This is a genomic window from Nitrospinota bacterium, assembly GCA_016235255.1.
In the GTDB taxonomy this organism is placed as follows: Bacteria; Nitrospinota_A; UBA7883; order UBA7883; family JACRLM01; genus JACRLM01.
In genome coordinates this window covers 19,933-40,372 of sequence record JACRLM010000005.1, presented here as the reverse complement: position 1 = coordinate 40,372, position 20,440 = coordinate 19,933, and the positions used below count along the sequence as shown (strand labels likewise).

Genomic DNA, 20,440 nt, shown 5'->3' with positions numbered 1-20,440 from the left:
CAAACTATTATTCCGCCCCCGCCCTGTCCACATGCACCGTCCGCGTGGGGTATGCAAACTGTATCCCGAGTTTTTCAAACTCCTCCATGATCTTCAGGTTCACCCGCTGGCGGACATTCATGTATTCGCCATAGTCCGGCGTTTCCACGTAAAAACCGGTCTCGAACACTATCGCCGATTCGCCCAGCTCCGCCAGATGCGCCCGCTCGAAAGTCGTCTTCGGCTCCGATTTGACTATCCTCTCGATCAGCTCCGGGATCCGCGCCACTTTCTCCCGCCCGGTCTGGTATGTCACCCCGATGCGGAAAAATGCGCGCCGGCGTTCCATCCGCTTGAAGTTGGACAGGCGCGACCCTATGAGCGCGGTGTTGGAGATTACCACCTCCTCGCCGGAGACGCTGCGCACCCGCGTGGTCTTCACCCCCACTTTCTCCACCACCCCGGAGGTCTCCCCGAACGTTATGGAGTCCCCCACCTCGAACGGCTTGTCGAACAATATGACGAAGTAGCTGAACAGGTCGCCAAGCACCGCCTGTGAAGCCAGCGCCAGCGCCACGCCGCCGACGCCCAGCCCGGCCACAAGCGCGGACACGTTGAACCCGAGATTGTTCAAAAGGAAGATAAGCGCCAAGCCCCACACCACGATCTTCACAGCCGTGACAAGGGCCCCCGGGGCGGCGCTCTGGGCCTCCCCCTCCCATCGCCCGCTGATCACGGCCGAGGCCGCCTGCGTGACGAACCTTGCGCCGTAAAAAGCGAGAAACGCGGCGGCGGCGATGTCCACCGGGCGTTCGATACGAGGGATCGAAAGGCTTTTCACCGCGGCGTACACCACTGCGAAGAACAGGAGCGGCGCCACGTTTTCCCGGAGGGCATGGATCATGGCGGCGGCATGAAGGCCACGCAAAGCCGCGTCCACCTCGCGCCTTTTGAGCAGATAAGAGACAGAAAGAACCGCCGCTCCCCCCATCAATACAATCAGCGCCGCGATGGCGTAATCGTAGGTCATATCCGTCCACCTTCCCTGATCAAACGGTGATTTGCAGCTTATTCGGTTGGATTTTATCAGGTTGGCGGCGGAGGGGAATAATAAATGCGGCGCCCGTCATCCCGGAAGCCGTCCTCGGCTATCCGGGATCATTTCCTCGTACGGGCACGGCGCGCGGCGCCCCTACATTCCCGTCGTAAAATTCCTCACGGGGCTGTCGGTCGCCGCGCCTGTGGCGGTCTCGGATGTCACCTTCCAGTAATAGACCGTGCTTGGCTTAAGCCCGGTCACGGTCTGTTTTATCGAATTGTCGCTGGTGGTGGACTTGGACGATCCGCCGCCGCAGGAGGCAAACGCGGAACCGGCGATGAGTAAAAACGCTATCGCCAGCGTTCGCCCCCGCCGCGTCCTCATCCCCAACGGCGCCAGAAGCCCCATCACCACCACAAACGCCGCTGGAACCACCGCGCCTGATGACCTTGCCGTCGCCGTTGGTTCTGAACATCCGGTAAAGTCCGCCGATTCGCATACAAAGACCTTGTTGGTCACCGAGCCGCCGTCCGGCGCCTGGCCCGGCGTCCATTGCAACGTCACCGATGTCCCTGTAATGGTCTCGCCATCGCCTGGCGCCATCAGCGCTGGCTCTGTGGGCGGTTGGCCGGAACTTGCGCCGGACAACGCAATGGTCAATGGATAATACCTGGAGTTATTCGTCCATACCTCCACAGTTCCTGTAACATCACCCTCGGTTCCGGGATTGAACGCGATCACTATTTCGCACGACCTGCCCGGTATCACCGGCTGGTTGGTGCAAGTGTCGCTGACAATCGTGAATCCGGTTCCCGATATGTCCACCCGGTGGATGAACGTTGAGATGCCGCCGCCGTTCTCTATGACGATGGTCTGGGTGGAGCTTCGTGATATCGCCACTGGGCCGAAGCTGACGGTTTGCGAACCAATGTCGCCAAGATCAGGATCGGGGAAAATACAACTGCCGTCATTGGATGTGGCGGATGGACTATAGTTTGTGGCGTGATAGTCCGTGCAACCAGAGGTGGAGGAAGCGGATGAAGATGAAGAGCCCGCCTCCACCACTGGAGCCACGGCTCCATACTCATACGACCCGATGTCGCATGCCGAACCGGATGGGCGAGTGTAACCCCGCTGGTCTGTGGTGACGGACCCGCCGTTGCAATCGCCAGCGTCTATGGCCGCGCTGCCAACCTGCAAAGCGTGTGTCTGCGTTGAACCGCCATTGTTCGCAAGCGCGGCAAGGTTGGCCAGAGCCGAGTTGGAAATATCCCCAGCCCCGCCAAGCCCGCACGTCCCATCGCTGTCCAGGTTATGGCCGTTGGAAGTAAATCCACCATTGGAACAATCCCAGTCAGCGGCCTGATTGACAATGATGCTGTTGGATATGGTGACAATCCCTGAGTTACGGTAAATTCCGGCGCCGCTGTTGTTTGTTATGGTGGAGTTTATGACGGTGACATTAAAGTTGGCTAATATTCCTCCGCCAATATTGGTCGCCGCCGTGTTGCCGCTGATGGTGCAGTTGGTGATAGTGCCAATTTCGTCGTCATAAATACCGCCGCCCCAGCCGTTTGATGTATTGCCGGTGATGGTAGTGTTGGTGACGGTGATCCTGCCGCCGTTATAAATGCCGCCGCCGCCGCCAGCGCCGCCGAAGGTTGTCGCGTTGCCGCTGATGGTGGAGTTGGTGACCGTGGCCGTGCCGCCCAAGCTGTTATAAATGCCGCCGCCGTTGCTGGTCGTCGTATTTCCGCTGATGGTGGAGTTGGTGACGGTGAGCGTGGCGACGCCGTTATAAATGCCGCCGCCATCACCGGCGTTTAATCCGTTTTGGATGGTGACCCCGGAGAAGGAAACTGTCCGCCCCGCGCCGATATGAATCACCCGGTCTAAGGCGCCGCCGTCTATAATGGAGCTTCCGGCCCCGGCGCCGGTGATGGTGACGTTTGCGAGAATGTCCAGGTCCCCCGTGGCGTTGGCGTCTTCACCGATCCCCCCGGCGATGGCGTTGGTATATGTCCCTGCCGGGATGTTTATGGTGTCGCTTGTGCCATAGGCGGCGCCGGTCTTGGCGCAGTCGGCGAAGGTGTCGGCCCCGTCGTTCATGTTCTTGATCGCTTCGCGCAGGGCGCAACTGCCGTCCGCCCCGTTTAGCGCGTCCGCCGCGTTTGCGGTGACGGTGATGGTGGCGGCGCTTGCCGGAAAGGTCAATATGAGAACAGCCAGCAACGACAATAGTGTGACACGCATTTATTGACCCCTCTGCGTAAACATTAATAAACTTGCAACCCCAAGCCCTGATCCCGGCTCGCGTTTGCCGTTCGGCCGCGCCGCGCCGCAGCCGGAATGACAAATAACTTCGGCTATTTTCCAGCATGTCGAGTTGTGAGATATGGTCAAATACTTGTGCGAAATGGATTTAATTGTTTTAATACGGCCCATATGTGTCATAAAATGAAACTTGTATCCATGCCGGGGAGAAACGTGGACTTAAAAAAGCCTTTGTATTCCATCAAAATAGGGCGGGCGGACAGCGATCCAGCGGGGGAGGAGCACCCAACTGACGGTGAGACGACCTTTACTTCGTCGGACAGCAACGTAAAGTCCAGCATCCACATAATCCCCCGGCGGGCCAAAGACGCAGTGGTGACCCACTCGCGGATAGAAGTGAACAGGGATGAACCTTTCGTGATGAACATCACCCGTCCGGTTGACAGCGACAGCCTGGGCATTACGGTGGTGTTCAGCGGATCGTCCTCGATAACTTTCGAGAACGGGGACACATGCCGGTTCGTGCAGGGCCATTGCACGATGATGGGCATCCACCCCTACGGCATGGCCGAATGGAAGATCAATCCGGGCAGAGTGTACGAGACGACGTCCTTCACCTATTCGCGGGATGAGCGGCTTGAAATGTTGAAGGACATCAAATTGCCGCCTGCATTAGCGGAGCTGGCCGCCGATCATATCAAAACAAGGGTGATTTGGGAGGCTCCGGCCTTGCCCGCCTTCCTGCGGATCGCGCGGGAGACGAAGGCGAACCCCTATCGCGGCGCGGCCAAACAGTTTTTTCTGGAATCCAAGGCGCTGGAAATGTTCTCGGAACTGGTCACCATGCTAGACCAGACTCCCCGTGAGGGAAATACCATAGGCGAACAGGAATTGAAGCAGTTGAACAACATCCGGGACTCGCTGGTGGCGCGGTACGACAATCCGCCGTCTCTCATAGAGCTTGCCGCCGAGGCTGGCATGAATTACAAGAAACTAAACCAAAAGTTCCAACAGGCGTTCGGGACGACGATGCACGGCTTCCTTCGGGATTACAGGCTGGAACGTGGGCAAAAGATGATAAAAGAGGGGATGGGAGTAAAGGAGACCTCCCATAAGCTCGGATACACCCACCCCAGCAACTTCATCCACGCATACCGGCGCAAATTCGGCCATCCCCCAGGCGCCGGGCGCAGAATACCGGAATAAAAAAAGCCCTTTGCCATCCTGGAAGCCGACAGGCTATCCGGGATCGCGCCGTAGGGGCGAACCTGCGTGTTCGCCCTCATAATAATTGGGCAGACACACAGGTCTGCCCTTACAAAAAGTCCTGATCCCGGCTCTTCGGCCGGGATGACAAAATGCAAAACCACCCTCCCGCAATTGCCCCCTACTTAGCCTGCTTCACCGCCTCCGCGACAGTGATCATTAACGTCAGAGGATCCACTGGCGAGGGGTAAAAACCGAGGCTCTCATAAAAGCGCTTCGCCTCTTCTGAAATAGCATGAACCAGTATGCCCCTGATTCCGGCGATTTGAGCCGCCCGCAGGGTGCGCAATATGGCGTCACGCAACAACCCGGTCCCGACGCCCCTGCCCTGAAACCGCTTGTCAACCGCAAGCCTCCCTATCACCATCACCGGCAAAGGATCGGGCATGTTACGCCTCACCCTTCCCGGCGAATCCACCCTCGCGGCCGCGCCAACCGCCAGGGTATAGTAGCCCGCCACGCGCCTGCCGGCGCAGGCGATATAAGTGCGCGACGCTCCACTCGCCTCGTTTTGAAGAGCGCGGCGGCGCAACCATTCATCCAGGACCGGTTCTCCGGAATCAAATCCGGACAGGTCATGCTCCGCGGACAGTTTAACGGGAGGGCTTATTTCACCGCGGCTTCCGCTTAACGGTTCCAAGGCGCCTTTGCATGAAGAAGCCGCCGCAACTTCGGATTGCTTTCGGGCGGGTTGTCAAGCATGGCGGCAAAACGCGCGAACGCGTCTGGTGAGAGCGCAAAAAACCTGCGGTCAAGCAGGATCGCTTCCGCTTCCCTGCACGCTGATTCGAGCATGAAATCAGACCGGCTCCTGCCAAGCGTTTCCGCCGCCCGGTCAATCAACGCTTTCTGTTTGCGGCTGGCGCGCAGGTTGATTGTTTCACCACGCCCCGCCGCATTGCTTGTCCCCATTTGGCCATCGCCTCCATCATGTATACGCAACCACTATACATAATTGTATTTACGTTGTAAACACATGGGGCGGCAAGGGGTTTCCTGCCCGGCGGGGCCGTTCTTCATCCCGTCGTCCTTAGCCTGTGAAGGAGTCCGGGGTGAAGAACACCCACGGACAGCATTTAGAAAGGCCTCCCTGCAAAGGGGGAGAAAGGGAATGGCGAGACGCCGGCGCCCTTACTTCGCCTGTTTCACCGTGTAGGCCATAAGCCCTCCGGCTGCGATAAGCTCCTGCATGAACGGGGGAATGGGGGCGGCCTGGTATGTCTTGCCGCTGGTGTGGTCCTTTATCACGCCGGTGGCATAGTCCACCGAAAGCTCGTCGCCGGTCTTTATCTCGTCGGCCGCCTCTTTGCACTCCAGTATCGGCAAGCCCATGTTAAAGGCGTTGCGATAGAAAATCCGGGCGAAAAACGGCGCGATGACGCAGGAAACGCCAGCCGCCTTGATGGCAATCGGCGCGTGTTCGCGGGAGGAGCCGCACCCAAAGTTGTCCCCCGCCACGATGATGTCCCCTCCCCTCACATTGCCCGCGAAGGCCGGATCCGCGTCTTCCATCACGTGCTTTGCAAGTTCCTTCGGGTCGGACGTGTTCAGATATCTTGCCGGTATTATCAAATCGGTGTCCACGTTGGAACCGAACTTGTGCGCTTTGCCTGATACGCTCATCTTGTTTTCCTCCTGCTAACCGGCCACGTCGTCCGGATTTGTGATCACCCCGGTCACCGCCGAGGCCGCCGCCACCGCAGGCGACGCCAGATATACCTCTGATTTCGGATGCCCCATCCGGCCCACGAAGTTGCGGTTCGTGGTGGCCAGGCATCTCTCCCCTTCCGCCAGAATCCCCATGTGCCCGCCAAGACACGGCCCGCATGTGGGGGTGGACACCACCGCGCCCGCGTCTATAAAGGTCTCCAGCAGGCCGGCCTTCATCGCCTTCTTATATATCTTCTGCGTGGCGGGGATGATTATCAGCCGCAAACCCTTGGCCACATGGCGCCCTTTGAGTATGCCGGCCACGATTTCCAGATCGGCGAAGCGCCCGTTTGTGCAGGAGCCCACCACCACCTGGTCAAGCTTCACCCCGGCGGCCTCGCCGATGGGCTTTGCGTTCTCCGGCAGGTGCGGGAAGGCAACCTGCAGGTCTATGTCCGCCCCGTCAAACTCCAGCACGCTGTGATACTCCGCGTCCGCGTCGGACTCATACGTTTTCCATTCGCGCACTGGCTTGGTGTCCTGCGCGGCGATGAAATCCAGCGTCTTTTTGTCCGCCTTCACTATCCCGTTCTTGGCGCCCGCTTCCACCGCCATGTTCGCCAGGGAGAATCTGTCGTCCATGGTGGCATCTTCTATCATAGGGCCGGTAAACTCCATGGCGCGGTACAGTGCGCCGGAAACGCCGATCTTGCCTATGGTGTACAAAATCAGGTCCTTGCCGGATATCCACTTGTTCTTTTTCTTCCCTTTGAAGACGAACTTCATCGTCTCGGGCACCTTGAACCATATCTTGCCGGTGATCATCGTGGCCGCCAGGTCCGTGCTGCCGATGCCTGTGGCGAAGGCGCCCAGCGCGCCGTATGTGCAGGTGTGGCTGTCCGCCCCGATGATGACGTCGCCGGGAAGTGTCAAATTCCGTTCCGGCAACAGGGCGTGCTCTATCCCCATCTCGCCGACCTCGAAATAATTCTCAATATCGTGCGTCCTGGCGAAAATGCGCATGGCTTTCGTCTGCCCGGCGCTGGCGATGTCCTTGTTCGGCGCGAAATGGTCCGGCACAAGGGCCACGCGCGACCTGTCGAAAACTTTTTTGGCCCCGGCGTTCTCGAATTCCTTTATGGCGATGGGCGCCGTGATGTCGTTGCCCAGGGCGATGTCCACCTTGCAGTTGATTATCTCGCCCGGTTTAACGGAATCCACCCCCGCGTGGGCGGCCAGAATCTTTTCAGTGATCGTCATTCCCATTTTTCGCGTCCATACCTCGATAATTTACCTACGAAACAAGAATGATATCAGACATCCCGGCGTACCGTTAAATGAATAAATCAAAACCCTTGCCGCCGGGCATTATTTTTTTAATTTAATCCGCTGTTTTCAGGAAAAATTTGATCTGTGTAATAATCGGTTGCGATATATACTCTCGTTGAGGGCCACTGGTTGGTTTGCGCTGTGAAAATCATCCACAAAAGCTGTGGAAATCGCTGTGGAAAACCATGTGGTGAACGTTAAGAAAGGATTAATTTTAAACGACTTATGACAAATTGCCTCATTATCGCGCAACATTATAACCTATTGTTTTCACGACCCTTGCAGCCAAGCCGCCCCTGTGGGGAATGCAATGGCACTTTAAACTTAAGCAACATTATAGTTTTTCAACAGATTTTAAGTATTTATTCAAGTGGCAATATTTTATGCAACTGAGATTCCCCTTTCCAACCACCCGGAAAGACACCTTCGCAAACCTTATTGTGGATGAGCGGAACGCCCATACTGCAAGTATCTGCAAGACCTTCGCCACGGGAGAGGATGTTTCAGTGAAAAGTCTCGTGGTGTATGGCGCGGCAGGGTCTGGAAAGACCCATCTTCTATGCGCGATGGGGGATATGGCGGCGAAAGACGCCGGGGAAGAGGCGTCCCTTTACCTGGACGGAGCGGCGCTTGTGGAGGCGGTGGAGTCCGCGGCGACATATGAGGAACTGAAGGGCCGGATACAAAATTTCGAGAGCGCTTTCTTCCTCGCCGTGGACAACCTGGACATTATCGAGGGGAACAATGCCGCCGAAGACCAGGTGTTCCATCTATATAATGCCGTGGTGCAGTCCGGCGGAAGGTTTGCGGCGGCTGTCGCAAAGCCCCCTGTGGATTGGAAGTTCCAGGATCACCTATCCACAAGGCTTTTGTGGGGCCACGCATTGGCTGTAAATCCGGTGGGGGACGGCAAAAGGGTGTCCGTATTGATAAAAGTGGCGGCGGATCTTGGAGTGAAGCTTCCGGAGAACGTGGCGCAATGGCTTTTGACGAGGCTTTCGCGCGATCCGAAAGAGCAGATCGCGGCGATAGAGGCAATAGACCGCCATTCGTTGACAACGGGCAAGAAAGTGAGTATATCCCTTGTCAGGGAAGCGCTTGGCCAACCACCGGAAATGGACGGGAGCATATGAGCAAAGCCGAAGGGACCAAGGTGGAATACCAGATATGCCCCTCCTGCGGCCTGCCGCACAAGATGACGGACACCGCCTGCGCCTACTGCGGGTCACCGTTGAGCGGAAAGATTTCCATCGCCGAAAAGCTGCGGAGGCTTTACGAAAAGTTCAAGTGGCGGCACAAGCTGAAGGGGCGCAGGAAAAGCCCTGCATCCGCAGTCAAGCGGGCGCTGTCAGGCTCCGCCTCCGTCATCCTGGGGATACTGCTTCTTTCGGCAGGGGGATGGATGCTGTACGCGGCGCTCCGGTCGCAATCTTTTTCGGAGTTCATCATTGGGTTGCTTCTTGCGCTGTATGGCGGATACGCGGTCTATCACGCCGTGAAAAAACCTAAGTGACCGGCCCTTCGGGGCTACAACACCCCGGTGAGCGTTGAATTGCCGGCGTGACGCCGCGCTACTAAAGATTTTACCCGCCGCTCACCGCAATTTCGCGGCGCAGTCTTTCTCCAGCCCGGCCACTATGGCGCCGAACACTTTGTCCGCCTCTTCGTCGGTGAGGGTGCGGCCCGCGGCGCGCATCTCCAGCGAGAAGGCCACGCTCTTCTTCCCTTCCCCCAGCTTTTCGCCCCGGTATATGTCAAAGGGGGTGACTCCGGCGATACCGGCGCCGCCATGGGCGCGGATCACTTCGATGAGCCGTGCCAGCGTCACCTTTTCATCCACCACCACAGCCAGGTCTCTTTTCACCGGCGGGAATTTTGGAAGTTGGGCAAACTTTTTTACGCCGGGCCCGATAATTGCGATGGCGTCCAGGTTCAGCTCGAAAACGAAAAGCTCACCGGATATTTCATACGCCTCCAGCGTGTCCGGATGCACCTGCCCGAAATGCCCAACAACCTGATCGCCGACGGACACGTCCGCCTGCCGCTTCGGATAATAGAACGGATGCCCGGAAGGGACGAACCTTGTGTCCGCGCCATGTCCCAGCGCGTCCATCACCGATTCCACGATTCCCTTGATGTCGCCGAAATCGCGTTTGCCCGCCCGGCCGCTGTAAAGGCCCGGCTTTATGGCCTCCGTCACCGCCCCGCACAAAGACCACCATTCCAGCGGGGCCGCCTGATGGCCCCGGCTTATGAACACTTTCCCGATCTCGAATATCTTCGCGTCATCGGCGCCGCGCATGGAGGATACCATGCCGGGGATCAGCGTGGTGCGAAGATGGGTCCACTCCGACGACAACGGATTGTCCAGCGGCGCCGCAGCCCGGGCCCCGTGGTCCGCCGGAAGATAAAGCTTGTCCAGCGACTCCATATTGATGAAACTGAGCCTGAATCCTTCCATCATCCCAAGCGAGCGCAGATGGTTTCGCACAAACATCCGCTCCGTAAGCCCGCGTGAAACGCCGTCCTCGCTCACCGCCACCTGCGGGATGGAGGGGATAATCCGGTCGTAACCTATGTGGCGCGCCACTTCCTCGATAAGGTCTATCTCCCGCTCGATGTCGGAACGGGCGTATGGAACGGATACGGTGACGCTGGCGGCGTCCCGCTTTTCCGCCGGCATCTCCAGCCGGTTGAGAATCCCCGCCGCTTCGTCCGCGTCAACGCTGATCCCGAGAATCTTGTTCAGCCGGGCAAAGCGCAAAGTGACGCTTCGTCTGGCGATGGGCTTTGGATACGCGTCCACCCTCCCCATCATCACCGCGCCGCCGCCTGTTTGCGCAATGAGTTTCGCCGCGCGGTCCTGGGCGTATATCAGCCCATCCACGTCCGTCCCGCGTTCGAAACGGTATGACGATTCGGACGATATGGAAAGCGCCCGGGCCGTCCTGCGGATGCATGCCGGATCGAAATAGGCCGCTTCCAGCATTATTTGTGTTGTGCCGGCGGTGACTTCCGAATTCTGCCCCCCCATTATCCCGGCCAGGGCCACGCCTCTGTTCGCGTCGGCGATAAGCAGGTTGTCTTTCGTCAGGGTGTGCGATTTGCCGTCCAGCGTGGTGAACTTTTCCCCCTCCGCCGCGCGCCGCACGACGATCTTAGCCCCTTCCAGGTTTTGGTGATCGAAGGCATGGAGCGGATGGCCGGTCTCCATCAAAATGTAATTGGTCACGTCCACTATATTGTTTATCGAACGCACTCCCAGCGCAGAAAGCCTGCGCCGCATCCAGAAAGGTGTTTTGCCCACCTTCACGCCGGTTATCATCCTGCCAGCATACCTGGGGCAAAGCTCCGGCGAGGCGATCTGGACGGAGATTTTCGATGAAGCCGGGTCGGACGATTCCGCGATCTGGGCCGATGGTCTTTTCACGCTCCCACCCGTCGCGGCGGCCACCTCCCGGGCGATGCCGATCATGCTAAGACAGTCGCCCCGGTTGGGGGTGAGGTCGATTTCAAGCACCGTGTCGCACACTTCGAACGCATCCGAAAACGGCGTTCCGGGCTTTATATCCCCCTCCAGAACCATGATACCGTCGTGGCCGCCGGAAAGCTTTAACTCCGCTTCGGAACATATCATCCCTTCGGACATCTCGCCACGCACCTTGCGCGGCTCTATCTTCAACCCGTCCGGCAACACCGCGCCGATGAGCGCCACAGGCACAAGCTGCCCCGCCGCCACGTTGGGCGCGCCGCATACAATCCGTTTGACCCCCAGCGGTCCCACGTCCACCCGGGTCAACCGCAGTTTGTCCGCGTTTGGATGGGCCGTCACCTCCAGCACTTTGCCGGCGACGATGTTTTTATACCACCCGCGCCGGTCGTCCCGTAGCGCCGTCTCCAGCCCGAGGCCAGTGAGCGTGGCGGCCAGTTCCTCCGGCGAGAGGGCAAAATCAACAAGCTCTTTGAGCCAAAGACAGGATATGTTCATGGCGCCTTAAAACTGCGAAAGGAATCTTACGTCGTTTTCAAACAACAGGCGGATATCGTCAATGCCGTACTTGAGCATCGCGATCCGCTCCACCCCGTATCCGAAGGCGAACCCGGTCCACTCCTCCGGATCGTACCCCACGGCCTTTAGCACGTTGGGGTCTATCATCCCCGCGCCGCCTATCTCAAGCCAGCCGCTCCCTTTGCACACCCGGCACCCCCTGGCGCCGCAGATCACGCAGCTTACGTCCATCTCGGCGGACGGCTCGGTGAACGGGAAAAAGCTTGGGCGGAACCGGAGCTTTGTGTCCTTGCCATACAGCCTGCGGACGAAAAGCTCCAGCGTCCCTTTAAGGTGGCCGAAGTTGACGTCCCGGTCCACATGGAAACCCTCAAGCTGGTGGAACACCGGCGAATGGGTGATGTCCGAATCGCAGCGGAACACCCGGCCCGGCGCGATCACCGAGAAAGGAGGCTTGTGCTTTAACATCGAATGTATCTGCACAGGGGACGTGTGTGTGCGCAGAAGCCGCGCGCCGTTCTGGAGGTAGAAAGTGTCCTGCATGTCCCGCGCGGGATGATCGTCCGGGAAGTTTAGCATGCGGAAGTTGTAATCGTCCGTCTCCACCTCCGGCCCTTCTTCCACCCGGAAGCCCAGGTTCGTGAAAATGCCGATAAGCTCTTCCATCACCGAGCCGATGGGGTGAAAATGACCCATGCCGATTGGGCGGCCGGGGACGGTGATGTCGAACTCTTCGTTGGCCAGCCGTTCGGTGACCTCTTTTTTTCTTATATCGGAAAGTTTGGCGGCGATGGCGCCCTCTATGGCGGTCTTGACATCGTTGAAGGCGGCCCCGGCGGCGGGCCGTTCGGCTGGGGGGATGCTCCCAAGCGATTTCATCATCCCGGTAAGCTCCCCCTTCTTGCCCAGGACCGCCACGCGGATGTTTTCTATCGTGGCGCCGTCCGCGCTTGCCCCGATTTGCGCAAGGATACTGGCCTTGAGCTGTTCAAGCTTTCCGGTAAGTGAAATGTCCCCCATCGTCCTTTTCGCCGAAAATTAAAAAAGGTTTACGGCCGTTGCGGTCCGTAAACCCCTGTTATGTACGCTTCCAGACGGCTTGCCGGCGATAACGCCGGAGCCTCAAAAATTTCAGGCGGCAGCGGCCTTGCCCGCGTTCTCCCTGGCGATTTCCACAAGCTTTCCGAACGCGGCGGCGTCTTTCACCGCCAGATCCGCCAGAATCTTGCGGTCCACCTCCACACCGGCCTTGGACAGCCCGTCGATGAACCTGGCATAGTTCATCCCGAGCGCCCGGACGGCGGCGTTGATGCGCACGATCCAAAGGCCCCTCATGTCCCTCCTCCTGGCGCGCCTGTCGCGGAAAGAATATTTGAGGGCCCGGGTGACAGTCTCCTTGGCCTTCTGGTACTGGGAACCACGGGATCCGACGTACCCCTTGGCCATCTTCAGCATTTTCTTGCGCCTGGCCCTGGACGCAGGGTTGTTAGTAGCTCTCGGCATTTTCCTTCACCTTTAAATAAAACATGCGGCAGTTGACGCCGCCATTGTAAACCTTTAAGACCTGCCGCCTAAAACATGTACGGCAGAAGGCGTCTGGCCTCCTTGACGTCCGACGCGTCCAGCATGCCGCTCTTGCGCAGCTGCCGCTTGTTCTTCGCTGTCTTGCTCGTCAGAATGTGGCGCAAAAACGCCTTCTTGTGCTTGACCTTGCCGGAGGCGGTCACCCGCAACCGTTTGGCCGCTCCCTTGTTCGTCTTGTGCTTGGGCACCTTCCATCACTCCTTAAAAAATCCGTTATTCCACGCCGGACGGCTCTTCGTCCGCCGCTTTAGGCTTCTTAACTTCACCAACCAGATTCTTGGGCGCCACCACCATGTGCATGTTGCGCCCTTCCTGCCGGGGCTCCTGCTCCACCACGCAAAACTCGGTGAGGTCCTCCTCGAACCTTTTTAGCACCTTAAGCCCCAGTTCGGAATGGGTGATCTCCCTTCCCCGGAAGAACACCGCTATCTTCACCTTGTCGCCATCGGCCAGGAAACGCTTGGCGTGGGCGAGCTTGAACTGGTAGTCATGCTCCTCCGTGCCCGGCGTGATCTTGACCTCTTTTACCTTTATTATCTTCTGCTTCTTCTTGGCGTCGTGCGCCTTCTTGCTCTGCCGGTACTTGAACTTGCCATAGTCCATTATCTTGCACACCGGCGGAACGGTGTTCGGCGACACCTCCACGAGGTCCATCTCCGCCTCATACGCCTGGCTCAACGCTTCTTCTATTGGCAGAACGCCAAGCTGGGCGCCCTCCGCGCCAACCACCATCACCTCACGCGACCGGATCTGGTTGTTGACCCTTAACGACTTTGTTATAAAAACACTCCTGAACAAAAGGCCGCCGCGCCGCCGTGGCGGTCCAGCACCGCCTTGGGCCAAAGCGCCCGGCCGTCAATAATCAGCAAACTTTCCGGCGGCCCTCATGGTGGGCACGGATGGTTTCGAACCATCGGCCTCTTGCGTGTCAAGCAAGCGCTCTCCCCCTGAGCTACGCGCCCAGCCGTCAGAATAGGTTATTTTCCTCAAATAGTTACCGCCAGTCAAGATTTATTATTGGGAGGATGCGTCAACAGGGGAAGGGGCTAAAAGGAAGAGCCCAGCGGCCAGGACGCTACTGGCTTATCACCACGCGGTTGCGGCCGTTGGCCTTTGCGTTGTACAGCGCGGTGTCGGCGGCGTTTATTATCTCCACAGTGGTCTTCCCGTCGTCCGGGAATCCGGCCACTCCGGCGCTCATGGTCACGCTGGCCTCTCCTTTGCCGTTTAACGAAATGGGGTCCTGCGAGAGTTTTTCGCGTATCCTTTCGATGGCCAGCGCGGCGCCGTCCTTTTTTGTCTCCGGCAATATCACCACGAATTCCTCGCCGCCGAAACGGGCCACCACGTCCATGTCCCTCAGGCTTTTTATCAGCCGGTCGGCAACATGCCGCAGGGCCACGTCCCCGGCCTGGTGCCCCATCTTGTCGTTGAACTTCTTGAAGTGGTCCAGGTCCACCATGGCCACGGAGAACATATGGCCGTAACGCGCGCTGCGCCGGGTCTCCACCTCCAGCCTTTTGTCCATGGCCCGCCTGTTGAGCGCGCCGGTGAGAAAATCTGTCTCCGATTCGTAGCGGACCTTGTTCACCCGCTCCATGTTCACCCTGATGCGCGCCGCAAGTTCCTCCAACTGGAAAGGTTTGGTCAGATAATCGTCCCCTCCCACGTCAAAGGCGGCAAGCTTGGTGTCCAGGTCGTCCTTTGCGCTTATGAATATGAACGGGATGTCCTTCCAGAAACTTTCGGCCCGTATTTTCCTGCAGAGCTCGAACCCGTCCATGTCCGGCATCTTGATATCGGCGATGATCACGTCCGGGACGAACTCGTACATTTTGGCAATGGCCTCAACGCCGTTCTGGGCGGTGATGATAGTGTGGCCGTCTTTCTGCAAACGGCGCTCCATCAAATGGAGGACTGCTTCGTAGTCCTCCACGATCAAGACCTTGCCGGATGGTTTTCCCTGACTGTTGGTCATCGGGACTCCCTGTGGTCAGACTGAAATAACAAATATTGAATTAAGGAGGAAATATAGCACAAAAGAGCCTGGCACACGCAATTTTTTGGAGGCGAGATCATTGGCGGCGCGGTACAATGGAACTTGAGAAAAGGAATGGTCCATTCAAAAGGGCCATCGCAAACAACTCCATTACGGAGGTGTCTATGAATCCCACAATCAGAACGATCAGAACCATCATCGGCGTTTTTGCGGCGGTGATTTTCGTGTCCGGGCTGGCGCTGGCCGGAACGGATTCAATTAAAGCTCCCACTGGCTTGAAGGCGGCGGCCGGAGAAGGCGGGGCCATCACGCTTGCCTGGGACGCGGTCAAGGGGGCCGAGTCGTACAACATCTATATGGCGTCCAGACCGGGGGTGACGGTGAAAGGCTACAGGTCGCTGGCCGACGCCATGACGCATAGCGCGAAGGCCAATTCTTTCACGCATCCGGGGCCGGGAATCGGCAAGACTTATTATTTTGCCGTCACAGCGGTCGGCCCCGGGGGTGAAAGCGGAGAGTCCGCCGAGGTCTTCGCCCCCGCGGGCGGAGCGATGGAAAAAAAGGCGCGCCGAGGCTGGGGATCGTATTGACCACGCAAAGCGCGTCTGAACCTTAGTATTGTATTTATACGCGGCGGGGTGTTATGCGCCCCGCCGTTTTATCCGGGAGCGATTGCCGGCAAGATGCCGGCGCTACGATCAGGAACCGTGGCCGGCGGCCACGGGGAAGCGGAGCTACGCGGATTTAACGCTATCGAAAACCCAGCCAAGATATTTTTCCGACCCGGCCGTCACTGGCATGGCGATCACTTCCGGCGTGGAATACGAATGCAGCTCCGCCACCGTCTCCGAAAGCCGCGTGAACTTGTCCGCCGTGGTCTTCACTATCATCAAAGCCTCGCGCCCGTCGCAAATCTTCCCTTCCCATCGGTATATGGAGCGCGCGCCGGGGATGATGTTCACGCACGCCGCGAGCCTGCGTGATACAAGTTCCCCAGCTATCTTTGCCGCCTCCTCCTCGCCGGACGCGGTGACAAGGACCACAATCGGGTTTGAAGGACTCATCCTTTGACCCCGCCGAACACGATCAGCCCGTAGCCGATATAAAACTCCGCAAGCCCCGCCCCGGCAAGCTTCATCATCGTCCCCATCTGGCCGTCCACGTTGAAGAATGCGATAAGCGACGCCGCCGCGGTGAGCATCCCCATCACCTGCATCGCCCTTCCCAGGTAATACGCCGCGGCCCGGATCACGCCGCCACCCCCACAAGGTCGTACTCGGACGACTGGGTGATGAGCGTCTTGATGAACGTCCCCGGCTCTGCCTCCACACCGTCCAGAATCACGCATCCGTCTATCTCCGGCGCCTGGGTGGCAAGCCTGCCGGTGAGCAGCGGCTCCTCCGGCTTCGGATCGTCCACAAGTATCTCGTACACCTTGCCCACCTTGCCGTTCAACGTCCCGGCGGAAATCTCCGCCTGGGCCTGCATCAATATTTCAAGCCGCTCTGCCGCCGCCTCCGGGTCCACGGCCTCTTCCATGTCAATGGCCGGGGTCCCCTCCTCCGGGGAATATGTGAAAGCGCCCATATGGTCGAACCGGGCGTCCTCCACCAGGCGCAAAAGTTCGTTGAAGTCCTCGTCCCGTTCCCCCGGGAATCCGGTTATGAACGATGTGCGTATGGCCGCGCCTGGAACCTTTGCGCGGATATTTTCGAGCAAGGTGCGGATGGACGAATTGGTCTCAGGCCGTCCCATGCTCTTTAATATACGGTTCGAGGCGTGCTGGAGCGGTATGTCGAAATACGGCACAACTTTCCCCTCCCCCGCGAACACATCCAAAAGCCCGTCGTTTATCAGCGCCGGATACATGTACATTGTCCGTATCCACTGGATGCCGTCTATTTGGGCAAGCTTGCGCAAAAGCGACGCCAGGCCGTTTTTCATCTTCAGGTCCGCCCCGTACAGGGTGGTGTCCTGCGCCACCACAACAAGCTCTTTTACCCCCCTTGCCGCGAGGTTGGCCGCCTCCGCCACCACCGGTTCCATGTCCACGCTTTTGTACGGCCCGCGGATGGAAGGGATCACGCAGAATGTGCATTTGTTGGAGCACCCCTCGGCGATCTTCAGATAGGCCCAATGGCGCGAAGTGGTGATGATCCTGGAGCCGGTGTCCGGATCGGCGGCGGCGTGGGCTTTTTCGGGAGCCAGGTCCGCGATTATTGTCTCCAGTTCCGCCGTGCCATACAGATGGTCTATCTCCGGTATATTGGCCTTCAGTTCGTCGCGATAACGCTCGGAAAGACAGCCCATTACCGCCAATTTAACGTTGGGATTGTCTTTTTTAATCTGGGCCATTTCAAGGATGGTGTCCACAGACTCTTCCTTGGCGTCCGCCACGAAACCGCAGGTGTTGGTGATTATGATGTCCGCTTGGGACTCGTCGGTGACGATCCGCAACCCGGCCCTTTTCAACGCGCCGAGGGTCTTTTCCGAATCGACCCTGTTTTTGGGACAGCCCAAGGAGACAAGAAAAACTTTCTTCATCTTTCAAGTATAACAGAGTGAAGTTGAATAAGCGCTCCGGTGAAAGCGGGAGAGGCTTTGGAATAAGAAACCGGCGGGGTCTTTCCCCCCCGCCGGCCTATTTGTGGTTGAAAATCCGCTTAAGCGGCGCTGGCTTTCCTGCCCTGTTTTCTGGATGCGCCAACCACCTGTTTTTCAGTCTCCAGATTCCTGCAATTATCGCAAACGTGTGCGTACGGACGTCCGCACATCACGCATGTAAGCTCATCAAACCTGTCTATCATGGCTCCACCGCAATGCCTGCAGGCAAGGGAATTTTTCGCTTTGACCACCATATCCCAAACCTCCGAAAAAATTTACAAGAACGTTCATTTTAACCCACTTTTTAGACAAGATCAAATAATATTGAGCCCTTTATTTTTGGAATGTTTTATGACATTATTTTAACCGTGCATTAAGATTCATCGGTCATCTATCTTATGTTTTCCGCCGTGTGAAATCTTAACTTCCGCGATGTGGCGATGGGGGCCGCGGCCGCGGAACTGCGGTTGACTTTTTCACTTCCTTTCACCATAGAGAAAAAGAGGACGCCATGAAAAGCCTGCAAAGCAAGTTGACCGGCATGATATCGCTGATGCTGGCGGTAAGCCTTGGACTTTCGATTTACCTGGTCAAAGGCGCTCTGGGCGACAGGAGCGAGGCGGTTCGCTATTCCATCCTCAACGAGATGGCGGGGCATTTGAACATCGCGGCGGCCTGGCAGGCTCTGGAAAGAGGGATCGGCGCCACGATCATAAGCTCCCAGGACCCGCCCGCGCCCCTTTTGGCGAAATTCGGCGAAACCGGGGCGAAGGGGGACGTGGAGGCGGACGCCGCCGGCGAATTGTGCGAAAAATACCTGGCCGGCTACGTTGCGCCGGATTTCAGGGCGCGGTATGACGAGTGGAAAAATATCCGCGCGGAGGTCAAATCGCTGAGGGAATCGGTGAAAAGCAGGGCTGTCCCGCAGGGCGAATGGTTTGCAAAGGCCACCGCGAACATAGACGCGGAGTTTAGCCTTCGGAACACGGCGTTCGTCCCCGAAGATCCGAAAGAGGGTGTTTTGTATTACAACGCGGCGCTCCGGGCCAACGTGGCGGCGCTGGCCGAATACGCCGGACGGGAACGGGCGCAGATAGGCTCGGCCATATCGTCCGGAAAACAGATATCGCCGGAGGCCGTGGAAAAACTCAAGGCGTTCCGCGCGGTGGTGGAATACGCCGCGGCGCAGACGCTCGCCGTCAAGAATCTAAGCACCGCCCCGCCGGAGCTTAGGTCCGCCATAGGCGCGTTCGAGGAGGATTTCCTGAAAGATTACCAGAAAACGCGGCTGGAGATATTCAAGGCCAGCGCGGAAGAGGCGCCCTACCCGATGACCGCCGCGGCGTGGATAGAACGTTCCACAAAGGCGATAGGGACGGCGCTGGACATTTCCAGGGCTGTCGGCCAGATATCCGGGGCGGCGGCGGAGAAAAGCGTGGCCCAGGCGCGGAACACCATCATCGTAAATTCGCTGCTTTCGCTGTTCGCGCTGGCGGTTTTCGCGGCGGTGCTGTTTTTCGTGACAAGGTATGTGATCCGGCCGGTGTTGGGGATAATAAACGCGCTTTCGGAAGGCTCCGCGCAGATCACCTCGGCGGCCGGGGAGATTTCCAAGTCCAGCTACGCCCTGGCGGAGGGAGCGTCCAAACAGGCCGTCGCCCTGGAGCAGACCTCCGCGAGCCTCCAGAACATCGCATCCACCACCGGCCACAGCGCCGCTGGCGCGGCCAACGTGAACAGCCATGCGGGCAACGTGAAAAGCGAGGCGGAGGACGGCGCGAGGCTCATGTCCGGCCTGCTGACCACGATGGAGCGGATCAAGAAGCTTTCGGACGATTCGAAGTCTTTCGCGGAAAACGGCCGGGCAGACATGGGTGAAATGACCGAGGCGATGAAATCCCTGCTCGTCTCCACCGAAAGGATAAGCAAAATCATAAAGGCGATTGACGAAATCGCCTTCCAGACGAACCTTCTTGCGCTAAACGCGGCGGTGGAGGCGGCCCGGGCGGGCAAGGCGGGCAAAGGGTTTGCCGTGGTGGCCGAAGAGGTGCGGAACCTGGCCGGGCGCAGCGCGCAGGCGGCCAGGGAAACTTCCACCATAATTGACGAGGTGATAGAACGGGTCGGCAAAGGCGCCAACGTGGCGGCCAAGGCGGGCGCCACGCTGGAAAACATCATCGCCGGCGTGGAAAAGGTGGACAGCGGCGTGGAGGAGGGAAACCGCATGGCCCAAAGCGCCGGAGCGGCCCTTTCCGGAATCACGCAGGACATAAAGGAAATGGCCGCCCTCATCGAAGGGATCGCCAGCGCATCCATGGACCAGGCCTCCAACATCTCCCAGGTGAACACCACCATCAGCCACATGGACGACGTCACCCAGCAGAACGCCGCCACCGCCGAGCAGACCGCCGCCGCCGCGGAGCAGCTGGACGCTCAGGCGAAAAGCTTCGACGACATAGTGCGCCGGCTCATCACGATGGTCCACGGCTCCGGCGGAGCCAATTCCAGAACGGACAAACATCCGGACGGCGCAAAGGCAAAGGCCGAAAAAGCCTGGCTGGCCGCCAACGTTTGAGAGCGCGTCCGGGGCGGGTCTGATTTTTAATACCTCACGAGGCCTATCAACCGGCCCCATCTCCCGGAACCGGTAAATATGTATTTTAAAAGAGTGTTTGCCGGCCTTAAAGATTTTGACAAACAAATATAA

At 58.3% G+C, this 20,440-nt stretch carries 21 protein-coding genes and 1 tRNA gene; 5 read left to right on the top strand and 17 right to left on the bottom strand.

Annotation, left to right across the window (positions count from 1 at the left end; all coding sequences use genetic code 11):
* Positions 1-7 precede the first annotated feature (7 nt).
* The gene (locus HZB29_00720; GenBank protein ID MBI5814116.1) at positions 8-1,009 is read right to left on the bottom strand and encodes a mechanosensitive ion channel family protein; all 1,002 of its coding nucleotides are present in this window, start codon (positions 1,007-1,009) and stop codon (positions 8-10) included.
* Positions 1,010-1,171: 162 nt separating this feature from the next.
* Positions 1,172-3,271: a DUF1573 domain-containing protein gene (locus HZB29_00715; GenBank protein MBI5814115.1), complete on the bottom strand. Its 2,100-nt coding sequence runs from the start codon at positions 3,269-3,271 to the stop codon at positions 1,172-1,174.
* Between the two features lie 204 nt (positions 3,272-3,475).
* Between HZB29_00715 and HZB29_00710 the strand changes: the two genes are divergently transcribed.
* A complete protein-coding gene (locus HZB29_00710) occupies positions 3,476-4,498 on the top strand; it encodes a helix-turn-helix transcriptional regulator (protein ID MBI5814114.1) in 1,023 nt (340 codons plus the stop codon).
* Between the two features lie 181 nt (positions 4,499-4,679).
* Here the strand turns inward: HZB29_00710 and HZB29_00705 are convergent, their stop codons facing one another.
* From HZB29_00705 to leuC, 4 genes are all read right to left on the bottom strand, one after another.
* Positions 4,680-5,168: a GNAT family N-acetyltransferase gene (locus tag HZB29_00705; protein ID MBI5814113.1), complete on the bottom strand. Its 489-nt coding sequence runs from the start codon at positions 5,166-5,168 to the stop codon at positions 4,680-4,682.
* A gap of 17 nt (positions 5,169-5,185) precedes the next feature.
* A complete protein-coding gene (locus HZB29_00700) occupies positions 5,186-5,470 on the bottom strand; it encodes a DUF1778 domain-containing protein (protein MBI5814112.1) in 285 nt (94 codons plus the stop codon).
* Positions 5,471-5,689: 219 nt separating this feature from the next.
* Complete coding sequence (gene leuD, locus HZB29_00695; GenBank protein ID MBI5814111.1) at positions 5,690-6,181, bottom strand: 3-isopropylmalate dehydratase small subunit; 492 nt, start codon at positions 6,179-6,181, stop codon at positions 5,690-5,692.
* A 15-nt stretch (positions 6,182-6,196) separates the two neighbouring features.
* Positions 6,197-7,474 carry a 3-isopropylmalate dehydratase large subunit gene (gene leuC / locus HZB29_00690; protein ID MBI5814110.1) on the bottom strand — a complete coding sequence of 426 codons (1,278 nt, stop codon included), beginning with the start codon at positions 7,472-7,474 and terminating at the stop codon, positions 6,197-6,199.
* Positions 7,475-7,920: 446 nt separating this feature from the next.
* On the opposite strand from leuC, the gene HZB29_00685 reads away from it, so the two are divergent.
* Both HZB29_00685 and HZB29_00680 read left to right on the top strand, forming a co-directional pair.
* Positions 7,921-8,670 carry an ATP-binding protein gene (locus tag HZB29_00685; GenBank protein MBI5814109.1) on the top strand — a complete coding sequence of 250 codons (750 nt, stop codon included), beginning with the start codon at positions 7,921-7,923 and terminating at the stop codon, positions 8,668-8,670.
* On the top strand, positions 8,667-9,050 hold the full coding sequence (locus HZB29_00680; GenBank protein MBI5814108.1) for a hypothetical protein: 384 nt from the start codon (positions 8,667-8,669) through the stop codon (positions 9,048-9,050). The genes HZB29_00685 and HZB29_00680 overlap by 4 nt, the downstream gene beginning before the upstream one ends.
* Positions 9,051-9,131: 81 nt before the next feature.
* On the opposite strand, the gene HZB29_00675 is transcribed toward HZB29_00680, so the two are convergent.
* From HZB29_00675 to HZB29_00645, 7 genes are all read right to left on the bottom strand, one after another.
* The gene (locus tag HZB29_00675; protein ID MBI5814107.1) at positions 9,132-11,525 is read right to left on the bottom strand and encodes a phenylalanine--tRNA ligase subunit beta; all 2,394 of its coding nucleotides are present in this window, start codon (positions 11,523-11,525) and stop codon (positions 9,132-9,134) included.
* Positions 11,526-11,531: 6 nt separating this feature from the next.
* Complete coding sequence (gene pheS, locus HZB29_00670; protein MBI5814106.1) at positions 11,532-12,566, bottom strand: phenylalanine--tRNA ligase subunit alpha; 1,035 nt, start codon at positions 12,564-12,566, stop codon at positions 11,532-11,534.
* A 111-nt stretch (positions 12,567-12,677) separates the two neighbouring features.
* Positions 12,678-13,049, bottom strand: coding sequence for a 50S ribosomal protein L20 (gene rplT / locus HZB29_00665; protein ID MBI5814105.1), 372 nt, complete (start codon positions 13,047-13,049; stop codon positions 12,678-12,680).
* Between the two features lie 68 nt (positions 13,050-13,117).
* Complete coding sequence (rpmI, locus tag HZB29_00660) at positions 13,118-13,318, bottom strand: 50S ribosomal protein L35 (GenBank protein MBI5814104.1); 201 nt, start codon at positions 13,316-13,318, stop codon at positions 13,118-13,120.
* A gap of 25 nt (positions 13,319-13,343) precedes the next feature.
* The gene (gene infC, locus HZB29_00655; GenBank protein ID MBI5814103.1) at positions 13,344-13,910 is read right to left on the bottom strand and encodes a translation initiation factor IF-3; all 567 of its coding nucleotides are present in this window, start codon (positions 13,908-13,910) and stop codon (positions 13,344-13,346) included.
* 107 nt (positions 13,911-14,017) lie between these two features.
* Positions 14,018-14,092 (bottom strand) — tRNA-Val (locus HZB29_00650).
* Between the two features lie 113 nt (positions 14,093-14,205).
* On the bottom strand, positions 14,206-15,108 hold the full coding sequence (locus HZB29_00645; GenBank protein ID MBI5814102.1) for a diguanylate cyclase: 903 nt from the start codon (positions 15,106-15,108) through the stop codon (positions 14,206-14,208).
* A gap of 185 nt (positions 15,109-15,293) precedes the next feature.
* On the opposite strand from HZB29_00645, the gene HZB29_00640 reads away from it, so the two are divergent.
* A complete protein-coding gene (locus tag HZB29_00640; GenBank protein MBI5814101.1) occupies positions 15,294-15,719 on the top strand; it encodes a fibronectin type III domain-containing protein in 426 nt (141 codons plus the stop codon).
* A gap of 144 nt (positions 15,720-15,863) precedes the next feature.
* On the opposite strand, the gene HZB29_00635 is transcribed toward HZB29_00640, so the two are convergent.
* The 4 genes from HZB29_00635 to HZB29_00620 all read right to left on the bottom strand — a co-directional run bounded on the left by HZB29_00635 (position 15,864) and on the right by HZB29_00620 (position 17,987).
* Positions 15,864-16,193, bottom strand: coding sequence for a divalent-cation tolerance protein CutA (locus HZB29_00635; protein MBI5814100.1), 330 nt, complete (start codon positions 16,191-16,193; stop codon positions 15,864-15,866).
* Positions 16,190-16,381, bottom strand: coding sequence for a hypothetical protein (locus tag HZB29_00630; protein ID MBI5814099.1), 192 nt, complete (start codon positions 16,379-16,381; stop codon positions 16,190-16,192). The genes HZB29_00635 and HZB29_00630 overlap by 4 nt, the downstream gene beginning before the upstream one ends.
* Positions 16,378-17,673 (bottom strand): 30S ribosomal protein S12 methylthiotransferase RimO, encoded by a 1,296-nt coding sequence (rimO, locus tag HZB29_00625; protein ID MBI5814098.1) that lies wholly within the window; start codon positions 17,671-17,673, stop codon positions 16,378-16,380. The genes HZB29_00630 and rimO overlap by 4 nt, the downstream gene beginning before the upstream one ends.
* A gap of 119 nt (positions 17,674-17,792) precedes the next feature.
* Positions 17,793-17,987 (bottom strand): hypothetical protein, encoded by a 195-nt coding sequence (locus tag HZB29_00620; GenBank protein ID MBI5814097.1) that lies wholly within the window; start codon positions 17,985-17,987, stop codon positions 17,793-17,795.
* A 257-nt stretch (positions 17,988-18,244) separates the two neighbouring features.
* Between HZB29_00620 and HZB29_00615 the strand changes: the two genes are divergently transcribed.
* A complete protein-coding gene (locus HZB29_00615; protein ID MBI5814096.1) occupies positions 18,245-20,308 on the top strand; it encodes a methyl-accepting chemotaxis protein in 2,064 nt (687 codons plus the stop codon).
* The last annotated feature ends 132 nt before the right edge of the window (positions 20,309-20,440 follow it).

What these genes read in the sequence shown, in the direction of transcription:
- leuC (MBI5814110.1), bottom strand. Translation starts at nt 7,474, where the DNA reads ATGGGAATGACGATCACTGAAAAGATTCTGGCCGCCCACGCGGGGGTG.
- HZB29_00675 (MBI5814107.1), bottom strand. Translation starts at nt 11,525, where the DNA reads ATGAACATATCCTGTCTTTGGCTCAAAGAGCTTGTTGATTTTGCCCTC.
- HZB29_00710 (MBI5814114.1), top strand. Translation starts at nt 3,476, where the DNA reads ATGAAACTTGTATCCATGCCGGGGAGAAACGTGGACTTAAAAAAGCCT.
- HZB29_00635 (MBI5814100.1), bottom strand. Translation starts at nt 16,193, where the DNA reads ATGAGTCCTTCAAACCCGATTGTGGTCCTTGTCACCGCGTCCGGCGAG.
- HZB29_00715 (MBI5814115.1), bottom strand. Translation starts at nt 3,271, where the DNA reads ATGCGTGTCACACTATTGTCGTTGCTGGCTGTTCTCATATTGACCTTT.
- pheS (MBI5814106.1), bottom strand. Translation starts at nt 12,566, where the DNA reads ATGGGGGACATTTCACTTACCGGAAAGCTTGAACAGCTCAAGGCCAGT.
- HZB29_00645 (MBI5814102.1), bottom strand. Translation starts at nt 15,108, where the DNA reads ATGACCAACAGTCAGGGAAAACCATCCGGCAAGGTCTTGATCGTGGAG.
- HZB29_00615 (MBI5814096.1), top strand. Translation starts at nt 18,245, where the DNA reads ATGAAAAGCCTGCAAAGCAAGTTGACCGGCATGATATCGCTGATGCTG.
- leuD (MBI5814111.1), bottom strand. Translation starts at nt 6,181, where the DNA reads ATGAGCGTATCAGGCAAAGCGCACAAGTTCGGTTCCAACGTGGACACC.
- HZB29_00620 (MBI5814097.1), bottom strand. Translation starts at nt 17,987, where the DNA reads ATGGTGGTCAAAGCGAAAAATTCCCTTGCCTGCAGGCATTGCGGTGGA.
- HZB29_00685 (MBI5814109.1), top strand. Translation starts at nt 7,921, where the DNA reads ATGCAACTGAGATTCCCCTTTCCAACCACCCGGAAAGACACCTTCGCA.
- rplT (MBI5814105.1), bottom strand. Translation starts at nt 13,049, where the DNA reads ATGCCGAGAGCTACTAACAACCCTGCGTCCAGGGCCAGGCGCAAGAAA.
- HZB29_00700 (MBI5814112.1), bottom strand. Translation starts at nt 5,470, where the DNA reads ATGGGGACAAGCAATGCGGCGGGGCGTGGTGAAACAATCAACCTGCGC.
- HZB29_00680 (MBI5814108.1), top strand. Translation starts at nt 8,667, where the DNA reads ATGAGCAAAGCCGAAGGGACCAAGGTGGAATACCAGATATGCCCCTCC.
- rimO (MBI5814098.1), bottom strand. Translation starts at nt 17,673, where the DNA reads ATGAAGAAAGTTTTTCTTGTCTCCTTGGGCTGTCCCAAAAACAGGGTC.
- HZB29_00720 (MBI5814116.1), bottom strand. Translation starts at nt 1,009, where the DNA reads ATGACCTACGATTACGCCATCGCGGCGCTGATTGTATTGATGGGGGGA.
- HZB29_00640 (MBI5814101.1), top strand. Translation starts at nt 15,294, where the DNA reads ATGAATCCCACAATCAGAACGATCAGAACCATCATCGGCGTTTTTGCG.